The organism is Streptomyces sp. NPDC051180 (assembly GCF_040689545.1).
In the GTDB taxonomy this organism is placed as follows: Bacteria; Actinomycetota; Actinomycetes; order Streptomycetales; family Streptomycetaceae; genus Streptomyces.
In genome coordinates, this window is record NZ_JBFBBC010000004.1 from 191,731 (window position 1) to 211,829 (window position 20,099).

The window sequence follows — 20,099 nt, forward strand, 5'->3', positions numbered from 1 at the left end:
ATGACCGCGACACAGGAGAAGGACGCGCGGGGCACGAGGAACCGGCTCGTCTCGGGCCCGGGCATCCTGCTCGTCTGGCTGTACGGCGTGATGTCGGTCGGCGCGGTCTCCCGCTCGATCTACCAGATCGCGACCGAGTTCGACCGGGCACCGCTGGCGTACGCCCTGTCGGCGGTGGCGGCCGTGGTCTACGCGTTCATCACGTACACGCTGGTGCGCGGCGGGGAGACGGCCCGCAGGGCGGCGCTGGTGTGCTGCGCCGCCGAGCTCACGGGCGTGCTGGTGGTGGGGACGTGGACGCTGGTCGAGCCGTCCGCCTTCCCGGACGCGACGGTCTGGTCGGACTACGGCTACGGCTACCTCTTCATCCCGGTCCTGCTGCCGCTGACCGGCATCTGGTGGCTGCGGAGGTCGCGCGCGGTGGCTGCGGCCTGAGTCAGGCGGCCTTCTCCAGGGTCACCAGGGTGATCCGGGGGCCGAGTTCGCGGGTGGAGACCTGTTCGTACCCCTTGCTGCGGTAGAGCCGCAGGTTGCCCTCGCTGCGGTGGCCGGTGAAGAGCCGGAAGCGCTTGGCCGGGGGTACGGGGAGCTGCTCGGCGGCAGAGGCGAAGTGCCGCTCGATGCCGTCGAGGAGGCGGCCGCCGAGTCCGTGGCGCTGCATGCGCGGGTGGACGATCAGCTTGGCGATCCGCACCGTGCCGTCCTCGTCGAGGCGGGCCCGCACGGAGGCGACGACCTCGTCGCCGAGCCGCGCCACGAGGCCGTGCCCCTCGTCGAGTTCGGCGCGCAGCGCGTCGAGCGACTGGGTGAGGGGCTCGATGGACCAGTCCCCGTAGAGCTCCGCCTCACTCTGGTAGCAGAGGTACTGCAGCTTCAGGATGTGCTCCGCGTCCCGCTCTTCCGCTGCTGAGATGGTCACACTCAGGCCCATGTGTGCACGCCTCCCGCTCATCTGTCGATCATCGGTTTACCGCACCCTTCCCCGTCGACCCGGGGCGGGAACCTCTGCCGCGAGCATTCTGCGCAGGCATCCCAGGCAACGGGAACGCATCGGCCCCAGACTTCCCTGTGAGATACCCAACTCTCCTGCGATTTCTCGGTAGGTGGGGTCCTGGGGGTCGAGCATCGCCGCGAGCACCCGCGGGCAGCGGCCGGGTGTCCGGGTGACGGCGGCGCGCAGGGTACGGCGGCCCTCGGCGGCCATCAGGGAGTGTTCCGGGGAGCCCCGGAGCTCGCCGCCGCCGGTCTCCTGGGCCGGCTCTCCGGGGTAGGGGCGCTCCCGGTCGGTGGTCCGGCGGGCGCGGCGCGCCTCCGCGCGGACGGCCCTGCGGAGCCATTCGGCGGGCCGCTCGGGAGCGCCCGTCTCGCGGAGCCGTTCCAGGAGGCGCAGCCAGACGGCCTGTTCCAGGTCGCCCGGTTCGATCCCGGCGGCCGGCGCCTCGGCGTCCGACTCGGCGGCGAGCAGCGGCGCGAGGGCGGCGAGGAGGCCGGGGGCGGTGTCGGCGCGGGTGTCGGCGGCGCCGGGCAGGGGCGCGCGTCCGGTGGGGGGCCGGAGGGCGGTGGGCGCGGAGGCGGTGGGGGTGGTCATGTCCGGCACGATGCGGGGGTGCGCGGCCGCGGTTGCGGTACGGGGCGTAAACCACCCGGGAGGGGGGTGTGCGGGCGCGGCGGCCGGCCCGCACGGCCCCCCGGCGGTCAGCCGCGGGCGGTGAGGTCCGCGGCGGCGAGCAGGGCCGTGTCCGTGTTGTCGGAGAAGATGCCGTCGATGCCCGTCTCCAGGTAGCGCTTCAGGGCTCCGAAGGAGTCGCCGTAGGCGTTGGGGTCGGTGCCGCGGCGGAACTCGGCGGGCAGGAAGGTGTTCTCGTTGCGGTGGGTGTAGGGGTGGAGGATCAGCCCCTCGGCGTGGGCGTCCCGGACCAGGGTGGTCGGGGTGCCGAGCCGGCCGCTCGCGTCCTTCGGGATCACCAGGTCGAGGGTGGGGCCGATGCCCTGCGCGTAGGAGGAGATCCAGCGCAGCCCGGCGGGCGTGACCAGGTCGGCGACCGTGCGGGGGTCGCCGGCCTGGACGAAGTCCCAGGGGCGGCTGCCGGCGCCGGAGAGCAGGACGACGCGCGGGGAGTCCACCAGCTTCGCCAGGCGCTGGATGCTGCCGGGCTCGAAGGACTGCAGGAAGACCGGGGAGTTCGCGCGGTGGCGTCCGTAGCGGCGCAGGAGCCTGGCGAGCCGCTCCTCCAGGCCGAGGCCGAGGGAGCGGAAGTACGTGGGGTGCTTGGTCTCGACGTGGAGCCAGATCTCGCGGCCCCGGCGGCGGCCCTCGTCCTCGGCCCAGCGCAGGACCTCCTCGAAGGTGGGGATCGTCCAGCGGCCGTCGTAGAGGGTGTTCTCCTGGCGGGTGCCGGGGATGCGCTCCTTGGCCCGCAGGGTCTTCAGCTCGGCGAGCGTGAAGTCCTCGGTGAACCAGCCGGTGAGCGCGACGCCGTCGACGCTCTTGGTCGTCCTGCGGGACGCGAACCCGGGGTGGTCGGCGACGTCGGTGGTGCCGGTGATGTCGTTCTCGTGGCGGCAGACCAGGTGCCCGTCCTTGGTGGGGACGAGGTCCTGCTCGATGACGTGGGCGCCGAGGTCGAGGGCGTGCCGGTAGGAGCCGAGGGTGTGCTCCGGGCGGTAGCCGCTGGCGCCGCGGTGGGCGATGACGGTGGGGACGGGCAGGGAGCGGTAGCCGTGCCCGTGGCCCGCGCCCCGGCCGGCGGCGCCGCGTGCCTCGTCGGCGTGGGCGGTGCCGGCGGGCAGGACGGTCGAGGCCCCCAGTACCGCCGCGGCGCCGGCCGCGCCGAGTACCGTCCGCCGTGCCGGGGTCGGGTGCGCACCCTGTGTCATGAAGGCTCCTCGTGTGTGATGTCCCGTACCTGTCATCGGGGGTTCCGACGCTAGGCAAGAACGCCCTACGGGCGGCAGACCTCGGCCGAACATGGCGGAAACACACGTCAACACTGCGTATCCAGTGGGTGAACCCGATGTGCGGGCTACGGTGACCCGCGAGTATCGTCGCCAGCTGCACCGTCGGCTCGACTGACGCGCACGACCGACTCGCTCGACAGACCCGCGTCACACCGGAGGAACCGTTGTCCCGTCTCGCGCTCATCAAGGCAGTGCTCGGACCGCTCCTGCGGCTGATGTTCCGGCCCCGCGTGGAGGGCGCCGAGAACATCCCCGGCACGGGCCCGGTGATCCTGGCCGGCAACCACCTGACCTTCATCGACTCCATGATCATGCCGATCTGCACGGACCGCCCGGTCTACTTCATCGGCAAGGACGAGTACGTGACGGGCAAGGGCCTCAAGGGCCGGCTGATGGCCTGGTTCTTCACCGGCGTCGGCATGATCCCGGTGGACCGGGACGGCGGCCGCGGCGGTGTGGCGGCGCTGATGACGGGCCGCCGGGTGCTCGACGAGGGCAAGGCGTTCGCCATCTACCCGGAGGGCACCCGCTCCCCCGACGGCCGGCTCTACCGGGGCCGCACCGGCATCGCGCGGCTCACCCTGATGACGGGCGCCCCGGTGGTGCCGTTCGCGATGATCGGCACCGACAAGATCCAGCCGGGCGGCTCGGGCCTGCCGCGTCCGGGCCGGGTGACGGTCCGCTTCGGCGAGGCGATGGAGTTCTCCCGGTACGACGGCATGGACCGCGACCGCTACGTGCTGCGGGCGGTGACGGACTCGGTGATGTCCGAGGTGATGCGTCTGTCCGGCCAGGAGTACGTCGACATGTACGCCACCAAGGCGAAGGCCGCCTAGCTCTCGCATCCACGTGAAGGCGCCCCGTACGGCCGTGGCCGTACGGGGCGCCTTCACGTGGGCCAGGGTGCGTCAGTGCGCGACGCCGCCCTCCAGCTTCTGGCCCCTCAGCAGGAACCAGGCCGCGACCGCCGTCGCGAGGAGGACCGCGGCGCCGACACCGGCCGCGATCCGCAGGCCGTCGACGAACGCCTCCTGGGCGGCCGTCACCAGAGCCGTCGCCGTGGCGGGGGCGAGGCCGGCGGACGCCTCGACCGCGCCGCCGAGCGACTCGTGGGCGGCCGACGCCACGCCGGAGGGGACCCCTGCCGGGGTGGCGAAGCCCTGGTAGACGCCGGTCACGATCGAGCCGAGGACGGCGATGCCGAGGGCGGCGCCCAGTTCGTACGCGGTCTCGGAGACGGCGGAGGCCGAACCGGCCTGCTCCTTGGGGACGCTGGACAGGATCACGTCGGCGGTGACGGTGAACGAGAAGCCCGCGCCCACGCCGACGACGAGCAGGCTCGCGCCGAGCAGCGGGTAGCCGGTGTGCTGGTCGAGCGTGGTCAGGACGGCGAGGGAGAGTCCGACGGCCGCGAGACCGCCGGCCACCACGGACCGGACCGAGAAGCGGCGGGCAGCGACACCGGCGACCAGGCCGGCCGTCACCGCGCCGATCGCGGCCGGCAGCTCGGCCAGACCGGCCTCCAGGGGCTGACGGCCCTGCACCAGCTGGAAGAACTGGGACAGGAAGAACACCAGGCCGGAGAGGCCGAGGATGGTCAGCAGGTCGGCGAGGACGGCGCCGGAGAACCCGCGGTGGCGGAAGAGGCGCATGTCCAGGAGCGGCACGGGCAGGGTCAGCTGCCGGCGGACGAATCCGGCCAGCGCGGCGACACCGACGAGCGCGGCGACACCGGAGTCCGGCGTCAGGCCGTGCGAGGCCAGCTCCTTGACGGCGTAGACGACGCCGATCATGCCGACCAGCGCCAGACCGACGCTGGGGACGTCCCAGGGGCCCGGGTTCGGGTTCTTCGACTCGGGGATCAGCTTGATGCCGACCAGGACGAGGACGGCCATGACGGGCAGGTTGATGAGGAAGACCGAGCCCCACCAGAAGTGCTCCAGGAGGAACCCGCCGACGACCGGTCCGACGGCGGCGCCGGCCGAGGCCATGGCGCCCCAGACGCCGATGGCGAGGCTGCGCTCGCGCGGGTCGTGGAAGAGGTTCCGGATGAGCGCCAGGGTGGCGGGCATCAGGGTCGCGCCGGCGACGCCGAGCAGCGCGCGGGCCACGATCATCATCTCGGGGCTGGTCGCGTAGGCGTTCAGGACCGAGACGGCGCCGAAGGCCGTGGCACCGATCAGCAGCAGCTTCTTGCGGCCGATGCGGTCGCCGAGGCTGCCCATGGAGACCAGGAGTCCGGCGATGACGAACGAGTAGACGTCACCGATCCAGAGGAGCTGCGTGCCGGAGGGCTGCAGGTCCTCGGTGAGGAACGGGGTGGCGAGCCCGAGCACCGTGGCGTCGACGGCCACGAGGAGGACCGCCAGGACGAGAACGGAAAGGGCGAGCCACCGACCGGGGCGGCGCACGCCCTCGATATGGCTCTTGGTGTCGAGGGTGCCGGTACTCACTTCTCCACGCTCCTGCGCGCTCCGCCGAGCAGCAGCTCGGCGATCATGTACTGAAAGTCGTTGGCGGCGACCCGGCCGTCCTGGACGGCCCAGGCGCCGGATCCGATCAGCCCGTAGAGGGCCTCGGACAGCCAGGCGGGGGTCAGGTCGATCCGGAAGACGCCGTTCTCCTGGCCGCGCCGGAAGAGGCCCGCGATCCGGGCGTCGAGGCGGGCCCAGCCCTCGTTCTGCTCGTCACCTTCGAACAGCTGGTTCTCGGTGACCAGGAACGACAGCAGCGGGGCGACGGGCTCGACCTCGGCGATGAGTCGCCGGACGGCCGCGTCCTCGGGTCCCTCGTCGAGCCGGGCCCGGTCGAGCGCCTGCTCCAGCTCCTCGATCCCGAGCGCTTCGAGCGCTCGCACCAGTGCGTACCGCCCGGCGAACTGGCGGTGCAGCGTGGCCCGGCCGATCCCCGCCGCGCGGGCGACCTCGTCCATGGTGGCGGTGGCCTTGCGGGAGAGAAGGGCTGCGGCGCTGCGGAGCACATGGTTGCGATCGACTGCCATGAGACAACCATACATCAAATGAGACGTTGATGTCTCACTCTGGTGAGAGGCCCGACGTCTTATGCTCGGCCGATGGACTCCACCGTCACCCTGCGGGCCGCCGCGACCCCCGCCCTCCCCGCCCTCGTCCTCCGCCCCTGGTGCGCCGAGGACATCCCTTCCCTCATCGAGGCGTGCCAGGACCCCGTCCTGCGCCACTGGACGAGCCACCGGGTGGACGACGAGGACGAGGGGGCTCGATGGCTGGAGGCCCAGCGGCGGGGCTGGACCACCGGCGAGCGCTTCGCCTTCGCGGTCCTGGAGGAGGGGCCCGGCGCGCAGGAGGGGACCCTGGTGGGAAACGCGGTCCTCAAGGAAGTCGCCGGCGGCGGCCGGGCGGCCGAGGTGGGGTACTGGACCGCGGCGCACGCGCGCGGGAAGGGCGTCGCCCCGCGCGCACTGGAGGTGCTCACCGCGTGGGCCTTCGCCGCCTTCGGGGGCGACGGCCTGGAGCGGCTCGACCTGCTGCACCAGGTCGACAACCCGGCGTCGTGCCGCGTCGCGTCGAAGAGCGGTTACGCCCTCGACCGCGTCCTCCCGGCGGCGCCGCCCGCCTACCCCCGCGACGGCCACCTGCACGTCCGGCACGCGGGCGACCGGGGACGACCGGGCCGCCCGGACTCCTGACCGCGCCCGCGAACGCCCGCGGCAGCGGGGCCGGAACGCGCCGAGCCGCCGCCCGGAGGGGGCGGCGGCTCGGCGGCGTACGGGGCTCCGTACAGGGGCTACTTCTGCTTGGCGGTGGCCCAGGCGTGCTGGATGACCAGGTCCGCCTTGACCTCGACGAGCTGGGTCGCGACGGCGGACGGGGCGGTGCCGCCGCGGCCGTTGCGCGAGGCGAGGGCGCCGGGGACGTTGAGCACGGACCGGACCTCGGGGGTGAGGTGCTCGGAGATCTTGGCGAACTGCTCGTCCGTCAGCTCGTCGAGCTCCTTGTCCTCGGACTCGGCGACCTTGACGCACTCGCCGGCGACCTCGTGCGCCACCCGGAACGGGACGCCCTGCTTGACCAGCCACTCCGCGATGTCCGTCGCGAGCGAGAAGCCGGCGGGGGCCAGCTCCTCCATGCGCTCCCGGTTGACCGTGAGGGTGGCCATCATGCCGGTGAAGGCGGGCAGCAGGACCTCCAGCTGGTCGCAGGAGTCGAAGACCGGCTCCTTGTCCTCCTGGAGGTCGCGGTTGTACGCGAGGGGAAGGGCCTTGAGGGTGGCCAGCAGGCCCGACAGGTTGCCGATGAGGCGGCCGGACTTGCCCCGGGCCAGCTCGGCGATGTCCGGGTTCTTCTTCTGCGGCATGATCGACGAGCCGGTGGAGAAGGCGTCGTGCAGGGTCACGAAGGAGAACTCCTTCGTGTTCCAGATGATGATCTCCTCCGCGATCCGCGACAGGTTGATGCCGATCATCGCCGTGATGAAGGCGAACTCGGCGACGAAGTCGCGGGAGGCCGTGCCGTCGATCGAGTTGCCGGCCGAACCCCGCTCGAAGCCGAGGTCCTTGGCGACCGCCTCCGGGTCGAGACCCAGCGACGAGCCCGCGAGGGCGCCGGAGCCGTACGGGGAGACCGCCGTCCGGGTGTCCCACTGCCGCAGCCGCTCCGCGTCCCGGGAGAGGGACTGGACGTGGGCGAGGACATGGTGGGCGAAGAGCACGGGCTGGGCGTGCTGGAGGTGCGTACGGCCGGGCATGGCGACGTCCGCGTGCGCCTCGGCGAGGCCGACCAGGGCGTCCTGGAGCTCGGCGACGAGGCCGCCGATGATCCGGGCGTGGTCCCGCAGGTACATCCGGAAGAGGGTGGCGACCTGGTCGTTGCGGGAGCGGCCGGCGCGCAGCTTGCCGCCGAGGTCCGGGCCGAGGCGCTCCAGGAGGCCCCGCTCCAGGGCGGTGTGGACGTCCTCGTCGGCGATGGTCCCGACGAAGGACCCGTCGGCGACGTCCGCCTCCAGGAGGTCGAGCCCGGCGAGCATGCGGGTCAGCTCGTCCTCGGTGAGCAGGCCCGCCTTGTGCAGCACACGCGCGTGGGCACGGGAACCGGCGATGTCGTACGGCGCGAGACGCCAGTCGAAGTGGACCGACGCGGACAGCTTCGCGAGGGCCTCGGCGGGGCCGTCGGCGAACCGGCCGCCCCAGAGCCGGACGTCACCGTTGTTGCTGCTCACAGCTGCTGCTCCTCAGTCTTCGCGACCATCGATATGCATGAGTATGCAGAACTCCGCATGATTCGTCAATTCGCGCGGGCCCGCTCCGCCCGCCGCCGGAATATTCACGGAGGGGAGGCGTGGGGCGGCATTACAGTCCGCGCATGACGCCGCCCGAGCCACTGCCGCCCCTGCTTCCCACCCAGCACCGCTCCCCCGCAGAACGACTGCTCCACGGAAAGGGTGTCGCCACGGCCGTGGGACGGGGCCGCGCCGAGGACTGGACGAGGCTCGACCAAGGCGTCTCCGTCCATACGTGGCGGCCGGGCCCGCGCTGGTCGACGGGCCGCTTCCGGGTCGGCTTCCACTGGTTCGACTCCCGGGAACTCGCGGACTGGACGACGGCCCCGCACTGGCACGAGACCGGACCGGCCGGCGGACCGGGCGGAGTCGCCGGCTGGTCGCAGCCGCCCACCGGGTCGGAGATCGCGCTGGCCCTCTGCCACGCCGACCCCCGGCTGCGCGCGGCCGCGCTCCGCCTCGCCGAGGACGGCGCGCTGCCCGCCGCCACGCTGCCGCTCGTCCTCATCCGGTGCGCCGACACGGACGCGACGGTACGGGAGCTCGCGCGCGCGGTCCTCGACGGAGCGCTCTCCGGCTCCGGCGCCGCGGCGGACGACGCCGCACGGGCCCTGGTGCCGCTCGCCCTGCTCCTTGACCTGCGCCGGCACGGGAGCTGGGCGCGGGAGGCGGTCCTCGACCGGACGGGCCGGAAGGGCGAGGTGGTGGCGGAGGCCGTGGCCGAGCTGCTGGCGAGCCGCGCGTTCGCATGCCGCCGGGCCGGTGTGCGGGCCGCCGCCTCGGCGGGCCTGCTGGACGCCGCCGGGGCCTACGCGGCAGCCGAGCGGGAGACCGACGTGAGCGTCGCCGTGGAGGCGGCGCGCACGGCGGTACGACTCAGCCGACAGGCCGTGGAGGCGGACGAAACGGCCCGCGAGGACGTCCTCGGCCGGTTCCACGCCCTCATGGGGCTCCGCAGGGACCCCGTCCTCGCACGCACGGTCCTCGCCACCGCCCTCGACGAGGACCTCCTCGGCCCCGCGGACCTGGTGCGGCTGGCCGTCTCCCACCACGGGCGGATCACCCGGCGTACGGCCCTCGCCGCCCTGCTGGCCGTGCACGACCCGAGCCCCTTCCTCGACACGCTGGCCACCGCGCGCGACGCCGCCGTCCGGTCCGCGGCCGTGGAACGGCTGCGGACCGCCGGGCGGGGCGGCGAACTGGCCCGGCACCTGACGGACTCGCACGCCCCTGTGCGCGCCCTGGCCCTTCGGGAGCTGCGGGCGGCGGGAGGCGATCCGTACGCGGCGTACCGCGCCCTGTGCCTCGATCCGGCGGCCGTCACCCCGGCGGCGGTCACCGGGCTCGCCGGGCGAAGGGACCCCGAGGACGTTCCGCTCTTCCACGCGTTGACCCTGCACGTCCTGGGGCCGGTACGCGCCCGGGCGCTCGCCGCGCTGCGGATGCTGGGCGCACTGCCCGGCGACGGGCCGGTGGCCTTCGCCGACGACCCGGACCGGACCGTGCGCAAGACCGTGCTCAGGGCCGTACGGCATCAGCCGGAGGCCCTGCGCGCGCTCCTCACCGCCGCGCACGAGGACGTACGGGCGACGGCCCTGGACCTCCTGTCGACCCGGCACGGACTCGCGCAGCGGGAGATCGCGCCCTTCCTGGAGGACCCCGCGCCGAGCGTGACACGTGTGGCGAGGGGCGCGGTGCGGTGGAACAGGTCCGAGCTCCCGCTCCCCTTCCTTCTCGATCTGGCCGCACCCGACCGGCCGCGGGCCCAGCGCGCCGCCGGTCTCGCCCTGATGCACGACGACGGAGCGAGGCTCCTCGCCGCGCTGCGGCTGGCCGACGACCCCGACGCCACCCTGCGGTGGACGGCGCGGGGCGAGACCGTCCGGCTGCTGCGCCGACTGGAGGAAGAGGTCGGCGCCCCGTACGGGGACGAGGTCCGGCGACTCGTCGAACGCCACGCCTCCGGGATTCCCGGCTGGCAGGACGAGATACGGCGGCGGAACCGGGCGACGAGGGGGCGCTGAGCGAGGGACCGCAGGCCGAGACACTCTCCCCCGCGGGCCGCCCGTCCGAAAGAATCAGGTCCATGGGTAAGACATACGAACGGATCGACGGACGGCTGCGGGCCTTCATCGAGGCGCAGCCGGTGTTCTTCACGGCGACCGCCCCGCTCTCCGGGGAGGGACACGTCAACCTCTCTCCGAAGGGACGTCGGGGCACCCTCGTCGTGCTCGACGAACTGACCGTCGCCTATGTGGACTTCGGGGGCAGCGGCGCCGAGACGATCGCGCACCTGCGGGAGCCCGGAAACGGCCGGATCACGCTCATGTGGACCGCCTTCGAGGGCCCTCCGACGGTCGTGCGGGTGCACGGGCGCGGGGAGGCGGTGCTGCGGGACGACCCGCGCTGGGGCGAGCTGTTCGCGCGGTTCCCGGCCGAGGCCGTGGAGGGCCAGGGCAGTGCCCGGGCGATCGTCGTCGTGCACGCGCGGCGGGTGAGCGACGCCTGCGGGTACGCCGTCCCGCTGATGGAGTACCGGGAGGACAGGTCGCTGCACTCCGAGTACTTCAACCGCAAGACGGACGAGGAGTTCAACGCGTACTGCGAGCGCAAGGACCACATCGGGACCAGCCTCGACGGGCTGCCGGGGCTCCCCCTGCCGCTGCCGCCGCAGCCCGCCCGGTAGCGCCGGACGGCCCCTCAGCGCGCGCGGCCGCGGGCCCGGGCGCCTAGCGTCGCGGCCATGCGTATCCTTCTCGCGCTCGGCGCCGCACTGCTGTCGCTCGCCGTCGCGCCCGCTCCGGCCCCCGCGCCCGTGTCCCTGCCCGCGCGGATGGCGGACACCGGCGGCGGCTCGCAGCTGATCACCGCGGTGGCCGCGGGCCCCGACGCCACCACGGGGCGGGTGACCTGGTGGGACCGGCGGGGCGGGCGGTGGGTGGAGGCGGGGTCCGCTCCCGCCCGGTTCGGGGCCAACGGACTGGCCGAGGGGGCGGACCGCCGGCAGGGCACGAACACGACCCCCACCGGGCTCTACCGCCTGCCGTACGCCTTCGGTGCGAGCCCCCGGCCGGCCGGGACGCGTTTCCCGTACGCCCGGATCACCGAGCGGTCCTGGTGGTGCCAGGACAACGCCTCGCGCGCGTACAACCGCTGGACCGAGGGGCTGCCCCCGGACTGCCGGGCGACCGAGGCCGAGCATCTCTCCGCGTACGGCACCCCGTACGCGCACGCGCTCGTCATCGGTTTCAACTACGACCGGCCGGTCCGCGGGCGCGGGGCCGGCATCTTCCTGCACGTCGACGGGGCCGGGGCGACCGCCGGCTGCGTCTCGGTGCCGGCCGACGCGATGCGCGCGGTGCTGGCCTGGGCGAACCCCGAGCGCCGCCCGCACATCGCCGTCGGCACGCGGGGCGGGCCGACGGCGATCACACGGTACTGAGCCGGGGTCGGCCGGGCTACCTCTGCGCCAGCTTCAGCAGGTGGTCGGCGAGCGCCTGGCCGCCCGACGGATCGCGGCTGATGAGCAGGAGGGTGTCGTCACCCGCGATCGTGCCGAGGATGGCGTGCAGTTCGGCCTGGTCGATGGCCGACGCGAGGAACTGGGCCGCGCCGGGCGGGGTCCGCAGCACCACCAGGTTGGCCGACGCCTCGGCGGAGATCAGCAGTTCGCCGGAGAGCCGCCGCATGCGCTCCTCCTTGGCGGACTCGCCGAGGGGGGCCTGCGGGGTGCGGAAGCCGCCCTCGCTGGGCACCGCGTAGATCAGCTCGCCGCCGGTGTTGCGGATCTTCACCGCGCCCAGCTCGTCGAGGTCGCGGGAGAGCGTCGCCTGGGTGACGCTCAGCCCGTCGTCCGCGAGGAGCTTGGCGAGCTGGCTCTGCGACCGCACCGGCTGCCGGTTGAGGATGTCGACGATCCTGCGGTGGCGTGCGGTACGGGTCTGCGGAACGGACGGCCCTCCGTGCTCGTTCTCCTGCGCGTCGGTCATCGTCGTCTCATTCTCCGCTTCGTCCTTGCGCGTTCGCCACGTCGAGGACTCCGGGCAGGGCCTGGAGGAAGACGTCCGCCTCGGCGTCGGTGAGGAGCAGCGAAGGCATGATCCGTACGACATCGGGGGCGGGCGCGTTCACCAGGAGGCCGGCGTCCTGAGCCGCCTGCTGCACCTGGGGTGCGAGGGACTCCGTGAGCACGATACCCAGCAGAAGGCCCGCACCACGGACGTGGGAGACCAGCGGGTGGCCCAGACCCTCGATTCCCTGCCTCAGCCGCTCGCCGACGGACTTCACGTGATCGAGCGCCGCGTCGGCTCCGAGGGTGTCCAGAACGGCGAGGCCGGCGGCGCAGGCGACCGGGTTCCCGCCGAACGTGGTGCCGTGGTGGCCGGGTCCGAAGAGCTCCGCCGCCTCGCCGAAGGCGACGGTCGCGCCGATCGGCAGGCCGCCGCCGAGGCCCTTGGCGAGGGTCACGACGTCCGGCTCGACGCCCTCGTGGGCCTGGTACTCGAACCAGTGGCCGCAGCGGCCGATGCCGGTCTGGACCTCGTCGAGGACGAGGAGGGTGCCGGTGGCGCGGGTGATCTCGCGGGCCGCCCTGAGGTATCCGGCGGGCGGCACGACGACGCCGTTCTCGCCCTGGATCGGCTCGATGATCACGAGGGCGGTGTCCTCGGTGACCGCGGCGCGCAGCGCCTCGACGTCGCCGTAGGGGACGTGGGTGACGTCGCCGGGCAGCGGCAGGAACGGCGTCTGCTTGGCGGGCTGGCCGGTGAGCGCCAGGGAGCCCATGGTCCGGCCGTGGAAGCCGCCCCGGGTGGCGACCATGTGGGAGCGGCCCGTGAGCCGGCCGATCTTGAAGGCGCCTTCGACGGCCTCGGCTCCCGAGTTGCAGAAGAAGACCTTCCCGGGCCGGCCGAAGAGGGCGAGGAGCCGCTCGGCGAGGGCGACGGGCGGCTCGGCGACGAAGAGGTTGGAGACGTGGCCGAGGGTCCCGATCTGCGCCGTGACGGCCTCGACGACCGCCGGGTGGGCGTGGCCGAGGGCGTTGACGGCGATGCCGCCGACGAAGTCCAGGTACTCCTTGCCGTCGGCGTCCCAGACCTTGGCGCCCTCACCGCGGACGAGGGGCAGCCGGGGGGTGCCGTAGTTGTTCATGAGCGAGCCCTGCCACCGCAGGGTCAGCTCCGTGTTGCCGTCGTGGTCGGCGCTCATTTCCCCCCCAGATCGTCCGGCACGACCATCGTGCCGATGCCCTCGTCGGTGAAGATCTCCAGCAGGATCGAGTGCTGGACCCGCCCGTCGATGACGCGGGCGGTGGTGACGCCGTTCCGTACGGCGTGCAGGCAGCCCTCCATCTTGGGGACCATGCCGCTGGAGAGCTCGGGCAGGAGCTTCTCCAGCTGGCTCGCGGTGAGCCGGCTGATGACCTCGTCGCTGTGGGGCCAGTCCTCGTAGAGGCCCTCGACGTCGGTCAGGACCATCAGGGTCTCGGCGCCCAGCGCCGCAGCGAGTGCCGCAGCCGCCGTATCAGCATTGACGTTGTAGACATGTCCGTCGTCCTCGGAACGGGCGATGGAGGAGATGACCGGGATCCGGCCGTCTTCCAGGAGGGCTTGGATGGCGCCGGTGTCGATGGCGGTGATCTCGCCGACCCGGCCGATGTCGACGCGCTCGCCGCCGATGAGCGGCTGGTGCTTGACGGCGGTGATGGTGTGGGCGTCCTCGCCGGTGAGTCCGACGGCGAGCGGGCCGTGCTGGTTGAGCAGGCCGACGAGTTCGCGCTGGACCTGGCCGGCGAGGACCATCCGCACGACGTCCATGGCGTCCTCGGTGGTGACCCGCAGACCGGCCTTGAACTCGCTGACGATGCCGTGCCGGTCGAGGGCGGCGCTGATCTGGGGGCCGCCGCCGTGCACCACGACCGGCTTGAGGCCGGCGTGGCGCAGGAAGACGACGTCCTGGGCGAAGGCGGCCTTGAGGTCGTCGTCGATCATGGCGTTGCCGCCGAACTTGATGACGACCGTCTTGCCGTGGTGCCGCGTGAGCCAGGGCAGTGCCTCGATGAGGATCTGGGCCTTCGGGAGGGCGGTGTGCTTCCGCGCGGTGTTGGTCATGACGAGTAGGCGCTGTTCTCGTGGACGTAGTCGGCGGTGAGGTCGTTCGCCCAGATGACGGCGGACTCGGTACCGGCGGCCAGGTCGGCGGTGACGGTGACCTCCCGGTAGCGCATGTCGACCAGCTCGCGGTCCTCGCCGACGGAGCCGTTCCTGCAGACCCAGACGCCGTTGATGGCGACGTTGAGCCGGTCGGGCTCGAAGGCCGCCCCCGTGGTGCCGATGGCCGAGAGGACGCGGCCCCAGTTGGGGTCCTCGCCGTGGATGGCGCACTTGAGGAGGTTGTTGCGGGCGATGGAGCGGCCCACCTCGACGGCGTCGTCCTCGGTCGCCGCGTTGACCACCTCGATGCGGATGTCCTTGCTGGCGCCCTCGGCGTCGCCGATGAGCTGCCGGGCGAGGTCGTCGCAGACGGCCCGTACGGCCTCGGTGAACGCGTCCTGCGCGGGCGTGGTGCCGGAGGCGCCGGAGGCCAGGAGGAGGACGGTGTCGTTGGTGGACATGCAGCCGTCGGAGTCGACCCGGTCGAAGGTGACGCGGGTGGCGCCCCGCAGGGCGCTGTCGAGGCCCGCCGCGTCGACGTCGGCGTCCGTGGTGAGGACGACGAGCATGGTGGCGAGGCCGGGGGCGAGCATGCCCGCGCCCTTGGCCATGCCGCCGACGGTCCAGCCGTCGCGCGTGACGACGGCCGTCTTGTGGACGGTGTCGGTGGTCTTGATGGCGATGGCGGCCTTCTCGCCGCCGTGCTCGGAGAGTTCGGCCGCGGCCTTCTCGACGCCGGGGAGCAGCTTGTCCATGGGGAGCAGGACGCCGATGAGGCCGGTGGAGGCGACGGCGATCTCGCCCGCGCCGACGTCGGTGCCCTGCTTGCTCAGGACCTCGGCCGTCTTCTCCGCGGTGGCGTGGGTGTCCTGGAAGCCCTGGGGGCCGGTGCAGGCGTTGGCACCGCCGGAGTTGAGGACGACCGCGGTCAGTTCGCCGTCGGCGAGGACCTGCTGGGACCAGATGACGGGTGCGGCCTTGACGCGGTTGGAGGTGAAGACTCCCGCGGCGGCGCGGCGGGGCCCGGTGTTGACCACGAGGGCCAGGTCCGGGTTGCCGTTCTGCTTGATTCCGGCGGCGATGCCCGCCGCCGTGAATCCCTTCGCAGCGGTGACGCTCACTGTGCTTCTCCGTTCGCTTCTCCGCCCGCGCAGCGCAGGGCTGCGGGCTTGGTCGTCGTCCGCAGACCGGTGGCGGCTGCGCGTGCGTCGCTCACGGAGCGACTCCGATCGTGGAAAGTCCGGTGCTCTCGGGGAGGCCGAGGGCGATGTTCATGCTCTGCACCGCGCCGCCGGCCGTGCCCTTGGTCAGGTTGTCGATGGCGCTGATGGCGATGATCCGGTTCGCGGCCGCGTCGTACGTGACCTGTACCTGAACGGCGTTGGAACCGTAGACGGACGCCGTCGCCGGCCACTGCCCCTCGGGCAGCAGGTGGACGAAGGGCTCGTCCGCGTATGCCTTCTCGTACGCGGCCCGGACGCTCTCGGCGGTGACGCCGGGCTTGGCCGCGGCCGTGCAGGTGGCGAGGATGCCGCGGGGCATCGGGGCCAGGGTGGGCGTGAAGGAGACGGTGACCCGCTCCCCCGCCGGTCCGCTCAGGTTCTGGATCATCTCGGGGGTGTGGCGGTGGCCGCCGCCGACGCCGTACGGCGACATGTTGCCCATGACCTCGCTGCCGAGCAGGTGGGGCTTGGCGGCCTTGCCCGCTCCGGAGGTGCCGGAGGCGGCGACGATCACGGCCTCCGGCTCGGCGAGGCCGTGCGCGTACGCCGGGAAGAGCGCCAGCGAGACGGCGGTGGGGTAGCAGCCGGGCACGGCGACGCGCTTGGAGCCCTTCAGGGCGGCGCGGGCGCCGGGCAGTTCCGGGAGGCCGTAGGGCCAGGTGCCGGCGTGCGGGGAGCCGTAGTACGTCTCCCAGTCGGCCGGGTCCACCAGCCGGAAGTCCGCGCCCATGTCGACCACGAGGACGTCGGGGCCGAGTTGTTCGGCCACCGCCGCGGACTGCCCGTGCGGCAGCGCGAGGAAGACGACGTCGTGCCCCGCGAGCTCCTCGGCCGTGGTCGGCGCGAGCACGCGGTCGGCGAGCGGGAGCAGGTGCGGCTGGAGTCCGCCGAGCCGCTGCCCGGCGTTCGAGTGGCCGGTCAGGGTGCCGATCTCGACGTCCGGGTGTCCCAGCAGAAGGCGCAGGAGCTCTCCGCCCGCGTATCCGCTGGCCCCTGCCACTGCTACTCGTACCGTCATCGAAAGCCCTCCTCATGGATGGCATGACTATACGCAGGCCCGCAGTTTTATGCAACGACAATTCGGCCAACCTCGACGCGCGGTCGGTCGTCCCGCGGAACGGGGACGGCCCCCGCCGGTGGGGCGGGGGCCGTCGTCGGTCGGGCGGGGAGCCGTCGCCGGTCGGGCGGAGGTCGTCGTCGCGGACCTCCGGCGGAAGGAGCGCGGCCGGGGCCGTACTCAGTGCCCGGCGGCGCCGAACCACCGGGAGAGGTGGTCGGCGAGCTCCCGCCCGTCGTCGCCGACCCAGGCGACGTGACCGTCGGGGCGGAGGAGGAGGGCGGGGACGTCGAGGATCACGTCGGCCGCGTCCTCCTCGCCCAGGGCGACGCGGTCGACCCGGTCCGCCCACCCCTCGACGGAGAGGCCGCCGGTCCGGTCGAGCAGGAGGCCGCGGCCGCGGCGGAGCAGCTCGTAGAGACGGCCTTCCTTCAGGTCGAGGTCGCGCAGGCGGCGGCCGAGGAGGTCGTGCCCCTCGCCGAGGTCGTAGCGGACGTCCACGGCGGTGATGAGCCCGGTGACGTAGCGGTTGACCTCCTCGAAGTCCATCAGCCGGGTGAACAGCCCGCGCAGGGCGGCGGCGCCCGGGTCGGTGCCGAGGAGCGTGATCTGCGCCCGGGTGTTGTCCAGGACGGCCGCGCCCACCGGGTGGCGTTCGGCGTGGTAGCTGTCGAGGAGGCCCTCGGGGGCCCGGCCCTTCACCTCGGCGGCGAGCTTCCAGCCGAGGTTGAAGGCGTCCTGGACGCCCAGGTTGAGACCCTGTCCGCCGGTGGGCGGGTGGATGTGCGCCGCGTCGCCGGCCAGGAGGACCCGGCCGACGCGGTAGCGCTCGGCCTGTCGGGTGGCGTCGCCGAACCGGGAGAGCCAGCGCGGCGAGTGCGCGCCGAAGTCGGTGCCCGCGACGGCCCGCAGCTGCTGCCGGAACTCCTCCAGGGTGGGCGGCGCGGTCCGGTCCTCGGCGACTCCGTCGGCGGGCGCGACGACCCGGTACACCCCGTCGCCGATCGGCGCGAGCCCGAACCGCAGCTGGGTCTTGCGGACCTCCGCGACGACGGCGGCGACCGTCTCGGCGTCCGCCGTCACCTCGATCTCGCCCAGCAGCGTCTCGACCCTGGCGGGCTCTCCGGGGAATCCGACCCCGATCAGCTTCCGCACCGCGCTGCGCCCGCCGTCGCACCCGACGACATAGCGCGAGCGCAGCGACGTGCCGTCGGCGAGCTCGACGGTGACCCCGTCCCCGTCCTGCGCCAGCCCGACCACCTCCCGGCCGCGCCGGACGTCGGCCCCGACCTCCAGGGCGTACTCGTTGAGCAGCCTCTCGGTGACGGGTTGCGGGGTGGCGAGGCCGTAGTCGTGGGCCGTGTCCAGCCCCTCCGGCCACGGCTTCGCGACACCACCGTAGAGACCGCCGACCCGGAACTTCTCGCTGACCGCCAGGAAGCGGTCGAGCAGGCCGCGCTGGTCCATGATCTCGACGCTGCGCGCGTGCAGGCCCTGGCCGCGGGACTGTTCGGTCCGCTCCGCCAGCCTCTCCAGGACGACCACCGACACATCGGCCAGCCGCAGTTCGCCGGCCAGCATCAGGCCGGTCGGTCCGCCGCCCACCACGATCACGTCCACCATCACTCGTCGCACCCCGTTCGTCGTCTGTCGCGCAGGCCGGGAGGCCGGTCGGGCGTGCGCCGTGGGGCACCCGCCCGGATCCCGCGTTTGTGCAGGTCGGCGGCCTCGGCCGTCCATTCTGGGGCAGTACGGGGGCCTTGCCGCAAGGCCCCCTGTGCGCTATATCTTGAGAGTGGCAAGGAGTGCGAGACCTCCTTGCCTTTTCTTTTGCCCGGCTCCGGGCGAGCACCGGCCCACCGGCGGCCTCGCAGGCTCGGCGTTGCATGACCATGCGGATTGATGCATACTCTTCCTATGTCCAAGGTCCTCACCTCCCTGCCCGCCGGCGAGCGCGTCGGCATCGCCTTCTCCGGCGGCCTCGACACCTCGGTCGCGGTCGCTTGGATGCGCGACAAGGGCGCCATCCCGTGCACCTACACCGCCGACATCGGCCAGTACGACGAGCCCGACATCGCCTCGGTGCCCGGCCGCGCGAAGACCTACGGCGCCGAGATCGCGCGCCTGGTCGACTGCCGCGCGGCGCTGGTCGAGGAGGGCCTTGCCGCACTGACCTGCGGGGCGTTCCACATCCGCTCGGGCGGCCGCGCCTACTTCAACACCACCCCGCTCGGCCGCGCCGTGACCGGCACCCTGCTGGTCCGGGCGATGCTCGAGGACGACGTCCAGATCTGGGGCGACGGCTCGACCTTCAAGGGCAACGACATCGAGCGGTTCTACCGCTACGGCCTGCTCGCCAACCCCCACCTGCGGATCTACAAGCCCTGGCTGGACGCGGACTTCGTGACCGAGCTCGGCGGCCGCAAGGAGATGTCGGAGTGGCTGCTCGCCCACCAGCTGCCCTACCGGGACAGCACGGAGAAGGCGTACTCCACCGACGCCAACATCTGGGGCGCCACCCACGAGGCGAAGACCCTGGAGCACCTGGACACGGGTGTCGAGACGGTCGACCCGATCATGGGCGTCAAGTTCTGGGACCCGTCGGTCGAGATCGCCACCGAGGACGTCACCATCGGCTTCGAGCAGGGCCGCCCGGTGACGATCAACGGCAAGGAGTTCCACTCCCCCGTCGACCTGGTCATGGAGGCGAACGCCATCGGCGGCCGTCACGGCATGGGCATGTCGGACCAGATCGAGAACCGGATCATCGAGGCCAAGAGCCGGGGCATCTACGAGGCCCCCGGCATGGCGCTGCTGCACGCCGCCTACGAGCGGCTCGTCAACGCCATCCACAACGAGGACACCCTCGCCCAGTACCACAACGAGGGCCGGCGCCTCGGCCGCCTCATGTACGAGGGCCGGTGGCTCGACCCGCAGGCCCTCATGGTCCGCGAGTCCCTCCAGCGCTGGGTCGGCGCCGCCGTCACCGGCGAGGTCACCCTGCGGCTGCGGCGCGGCGAGGACTACTCGATCCTCGACACCACCGGACCGGCGTTCAGCTACCACCCGGACAAGCTGTCCATGGAGCGCACCGAGGACTCCGCGTTCGGCCCGGTCGACCGGATCGGCCAGCTCACCATGCGGAACCTCGACATCGCCGACTCGCGCGCCAAGCTGGAGCAGTACGCCGGCCTCGGCCTCATCGGCACCGGCAGCCCCTCCATCGGCGCCGCCCAGGCGGCCGCCACCGGGCTGATCGGCACCCTTCCCGAGGGCGGCGCCGAGGCCATCGCCTCCCGCGGCGAGGTCTCCGACGACGACGAGATGCTGGACCGCGCCGCGATGGAGTTCGGCACGGACTGACCGCCACACCCGGCACCCGAAAGGGCCGGCCCGACGCCCACGGCGTCCGGGCCGGCCCTTTCCGCGGCTGCACCGGCGCAGGACGAGAAC

Annotated in this window: 19 protein-coding genes; 7 read left to right on the forward strand and 12 right to left on the reverse strand. The window is 73.0% G+C overall.

Features of this window, described 5'->3' with window-relative positions:
• On the forward strand, positions 1-435 hold the full coding sequence (locus AB0424_RS09955; protein WP_366303680.1) for a hypothetical protein: 435 nt from the start codon (positions 1-3) through the stop codon (positions 433-435).
• Position 436: 1 nt separating this feature from the next.
• Here the strand turns inward: AB0424_RS09955 and AB0424_RS09960 are convergent, their stop codons facing one another.
• From AB0424_RS09960 to AB0424_RS09970, 3 genes are all read right to left on the reverse strand, one after another.
• Positions 437-931 (reverse strand): GNAT family N-acetyltransferase, encoded by a 495-nt coding sequence (locus AB0424_RS09960; protein WP_366303682.1) that lies wholly within the window; start codon positions 929-931, stop codon positions 437-439.
• 36 nt (positions 932-967) lie between these two features.
• Positions 968-1,588, reverse strand: coding sequence for a sigma-70 family RNA polymerase sigma factor (locus tag AB0424_RS09965; protein ID WP_366303684.1), 621 nt, complete (start codon positions 1,586-1,588; stop codon positions 968-970).
• A 107-nt stretch (positions 1,589-1,695) separates the two neighbouring features.
• The gene (locus tag AB0424_RS09970) at positions 1,696-2,877 is read right to left on the reverse strand and encodes a glycerophosphodiester phosphodiesterase (RefSeq protein ID WP_366303686.1); all 1,182 of its coding nucleotides are present in this window, start codon (positions 2,875-2,877) and stop codon (positions 1,696-1,698) included.
• Between the two features lie 245 nt (positions 2,878-3,122).
• Between AB0424_RS09970 and AB0424_RS09975 the strand changes: the two genes are divergently transcribed.
• Positions 3,123-3,794, forward strand: a complete 672-nt coding sequence (locus AB0424_RS09975; protein ID WP_366303688.1) for a lysophospholipid acyltransferase family protein — start codon at positions 3,123-3,125, stop codon at positions 3,792-3,794.
• Positions 3,795-3,866: 72 nt separating this feature from the next.
• On the opposite strand, the gene AB0424_RS09980 is transcribed toward AB0424_RS09975, so the two are convergent.
• Together AB0424_RS09980 and AB0424_RS09985 are read right to left on the reverse strand one after the other, a co-directional pair.
• Positions 3,867-5,411 (reverse strand): MFS transporter, encoded by a 1,545-nt coding sequence (locus tag AB0424_RS09980; RefSeq protein ID WP_366303690.1) that lies wholly within the window; start codon positions 5,409-5,411, stop codon positions 3,867-3,869.
• On the reverse strand, positions 5,408-5,959 hold the full coding sequence (locus tag AB0424_RS09985) for a helix-turn-helix domain-containing protein (RefSeq protein WP_366303692.1): 552 nt from the start codon (positions 5,957-5,959) through the stop codon (positions 5,408-5,410). The genes AB0424_RS09980 and AB0424_RS09985 overlap by 4 nt, the downstream gene beginning before the upstream one ends.
• Positions 5,960-6,031: 72 nt before the next feature.
• On the opposite strand from AB0424_RS09985, the gene AB0424_RS09990 reads away from it, so the two are divergent.
• Positions 6,032-6,625, forward strand: a complete 594-nt coding sequence (locus tag AB0424_RS09990) for a GNAT family N-acetyltransferase (protein WP_366303694.1) — start codon at positions 6,032-6,034, stop codon at positions 6,623-6,625.
• 98 nt (positions 6,626-6,723) lie between these two features.
• Here the strand turns inward: AB0424_RS09990 and argH are convergent, their stop codons facing one another.
• Positions 6,724-8,154, reverse strand: coding sequence for an argininosuccinate lyase (argH, locus tag AB0424_RS09995; protein ID WP_366303695.1), 1,431 nt, complete (start codon positions 8,152-8,154; stop codon positions 6,724-6,726).
• Positions 8,155-8,297: 143 nt separating this feature from the next.
• Between argH and AB0424_RS10000 the strand changes: the two genes are divergently transcribed.
• The 3 genes from AB0424_RS10000 (at position 8,298) to AB0424_RS10010 (ending at position 11,656) form a co-directional block, all read left to right on the forward strand.
• Positions 8,298-10,238: a hypothetical protein gene (locus tag AB0424_RS10000; protein WP_366303697.1), complete on the forward strand. Its 1,941-nt coding sequence runs from the start codon at positions 8,298-8,300 to the stop codon at positions 10,236-10,238.
• A gap of 62 nt (positions 10,239-10,300) precedes the next feature.
• A complete protein-coding gene (locus AB0424_RS10005) occupies positions 10,301-10,900 on the forward strand; it encodes a pyridoxamine 5'-phosphate oxidase family protein (RefSeq protein WP_366303699.1) in 600 nt (199 codons plus the stop codon).
• A 57-nt stretch (positions 10,901-10,957) separates the two neighbouring features.
• Positions 10,958-11,656 carry a L,D-transpeptidase family protein gene (locus AB0424_RS10010; protein ID WP_366303701.1) on the forward strand — a complete coding sequence of 233 codons (699 nt, stop codon included), beginning with the start codon at positions 10,958-10,960 and terminating at the stop codon, positions 11,654-11,656.
• A gap of 16 nt (positions 11,657-11,672) precedes the next feature.
• On the opposite strand, the gene AB0424_RS10015 is transcribed toward AB0424_RS10010, so the two are convergent.
• The 6 genes from AB0424_RS10015 to rox all read right to left on the reverse strand — a co-directional run bounded on the left by AB0424_RS10015 (position 11,673) and on the right by rox (position 18,269).
• Positions 11,673-12,203 (reverse strand): arginine repressor, encoded by a 531-nt coding sequence (locus AB0424_RS10015; RefSeq protein ID WP_366303703.1) that lies wholly within the window; start codon positions 12,201-12,203, stop codon positions 11,673-11,675.
• Between the two features lie 7 nt (positions 12,204-12,210).
• Positions 12,211-13,422, reverse strand: coding sequence for an acetylornithine transaminase (locus tag AB0424_RS10020; RefSeq protein ID WP_366303705.1), 1,212 nt, complete (start codon positions 13,420-13,422; stop codon positions 12,211-12,213).
• Positions 13,419-14,324 carry an acetylglutamate kinase gene (argB, locus tag AB0424_RS10025; protein ID WP_366303707.1) on the reverse strand — a complete coding sequence of 302 codons (906 nt, stop codon included), beginning with the start codon at positions 14,322-14,324 and terminating at the stop codon, positions 13,419-13,421. Before argB ends, AB0424_RS10020 begins: the two co-directional genes overlap by 4 nt.
• A complete protein-coding gene (gene argJ / locus AB0424_RS10030; RefSeq protein ID WP_366303709.1) occupies positions 14,321-15,487 on the reverse strand; it encodes a bifunctional glutamate N-acetyltransferase/amino-acid acetyltransferase ArgJ in 1,167 nt (388 codons plus the stop codon). The genes argB and argJ overlap by 4 nt, the downstream gene beginning before the upstream one ends.
• A gap of 91 nt (positions 15,488-15,578) precedes the next feature.
• Positions 15,579-16,607 (reverse strand): N-acetyl-gamma-glutamyl-phosphate reductase, encoded by a 1,029-nt coding sequence (gene argC / locus AB0424_RS10035; protein ID WP_366303711.1) that lies wholly within the window; start codon positions 16,605-16,607, stop codon positions 15,579-15,581.
• A 219-nt stretch (positions 16,608-16,826) separates the two neighbouring features.
• Positions 16,827-18,269 (reverse strand): rifampin monooxygenase, encoded by a 1,443-nt coding sequence (gene rox / locus AB0424_RS10040; RefSeq protein ID WP_366303713.1) that lies wholly within the window; start codon positions 18,267-18,269, stop codon positions 16,827-16,829.
• 294 nt (positions 18,270-18,563) lie between these two features.
• On the opposite strand from rox, the gene argG reads away from it, so the two are divergent.
• Positions 18,564-20,009 (forward strand): argininosuccinate synthase, encoded by a 1,446-nt coding sequence (gene argG / locus AB0424_RS10045; RefSeq protein ID WP_366303715.1) that lies wholly within the window; start codon positions 18,564-18,566, stop codon positions 20,007-20,009.
• Positions 20,010-20,099: the final 90 nt, after the last annotated feature.

Bases quoted from the DNA above. Each gene is read 5' to 3' on its own strand.
- AB0424_RS09990 (WP_366303694.1), top strand. From the start codon at position 6,032: ATGGACTCCACCGTCACCCTGCGGGCCGCCGCGACCCCCGCCCTCCCC.
- AB0424_RS10020 (WP_366303705.1), bottom strand. From the start codon at position 13,422: ATGAGCGCCGACCACGACGGCAACACGGAGCTGACCCTGCGGTGGCAG.
- AB0424_RS09960 (WP_366303682.1), bottom strand. From the start codon at position 931: ATGGGCCTGAGTGTGACCATCTCAGCAGCGGAAGAGCGGGACGCGGAG.
- AB0424_RS10015 (WP_366303703.1), bottom strand. From the start codon at position 12,203: ATGACCGACGCGCAGGAGAACGAGCACGGAGGGCCGTCCGTTCCGCAG.
- AB0424_RS10005 (WP_366303699.1), top strand. From the start codon at position 10,301: ATGGGTAAGACATACGAACGGATCGACGGACGGCTGCGGGCCTTCATC.
- argB (WP_366303707.1), bottom strand. From the start codon at position 14,324: ATGACCAACACCGCGCGGAAGCACACCGCCCTCCCGAAGGCCCAGATC.
- argG (WP_366303715.1), top strand. From the start codon at position 18,564: ATGTCCAAGGTCCTCACCTCCCTGCCCGCCGGCGAGCGCGTCGGCATC.
- AB0424_RS09955 (WP_366303680.1), top strand. From the start codon at position 1: ATGACCGCGACACAGGAGAAGGACGCGCGGGGCACGAGGAACCGGCTC.
- rox (WP_366303713.1), bottom strand. From the start codon at position 18,269: ATGGTGGACGTGATCGTGGTGGGCGGCGGACCGACCGGCCTGATGCTG.
- AB0424_RS09985 (WP_366303692.1), bottom strand. From the start codon at position 5,959: ATGGCAGTCGATCGCAACCATGTGCTCCGCAGCGCCGCAGCCCTTCTC.
- AB0424_RS09965 (WP_366303684.1), bottom strand. From the start codon at position 1,588: ATGACCACCCCCACCGCCTCCGCGCCCACCGCCCTCCGGCCCCCCACC.
- AB0424_RS10010 (WP_366303701.1), top strand. From the start codon at position 10,958: ATGCGTATCCTTCTCGCGCTCGGCGCCGCACTGCTGTCGCTCGCCGTC.
- AB0424_RS10000 (WP_366303697.1), top strand. From the start codon at position 8,298: ATGACGCCGCCCGAGCCACTGCCGCCCCTGCTTCCCACCCAGCACCGC.
- argC (WP_366303711.1), bottom strand. From the start codon at position 16,607: ATGACGGTACGAGTAGCAGTGGCAGGGGCCAGCGGATACGCGGGCGGA.
- AB0424_RS09970 (WP_366303686.1), bottom strand. From the start codon at position 2,877: ATGACACAGGGTGCGCACCCGACCCCGGCACGGCGGACGGTACTCGGC.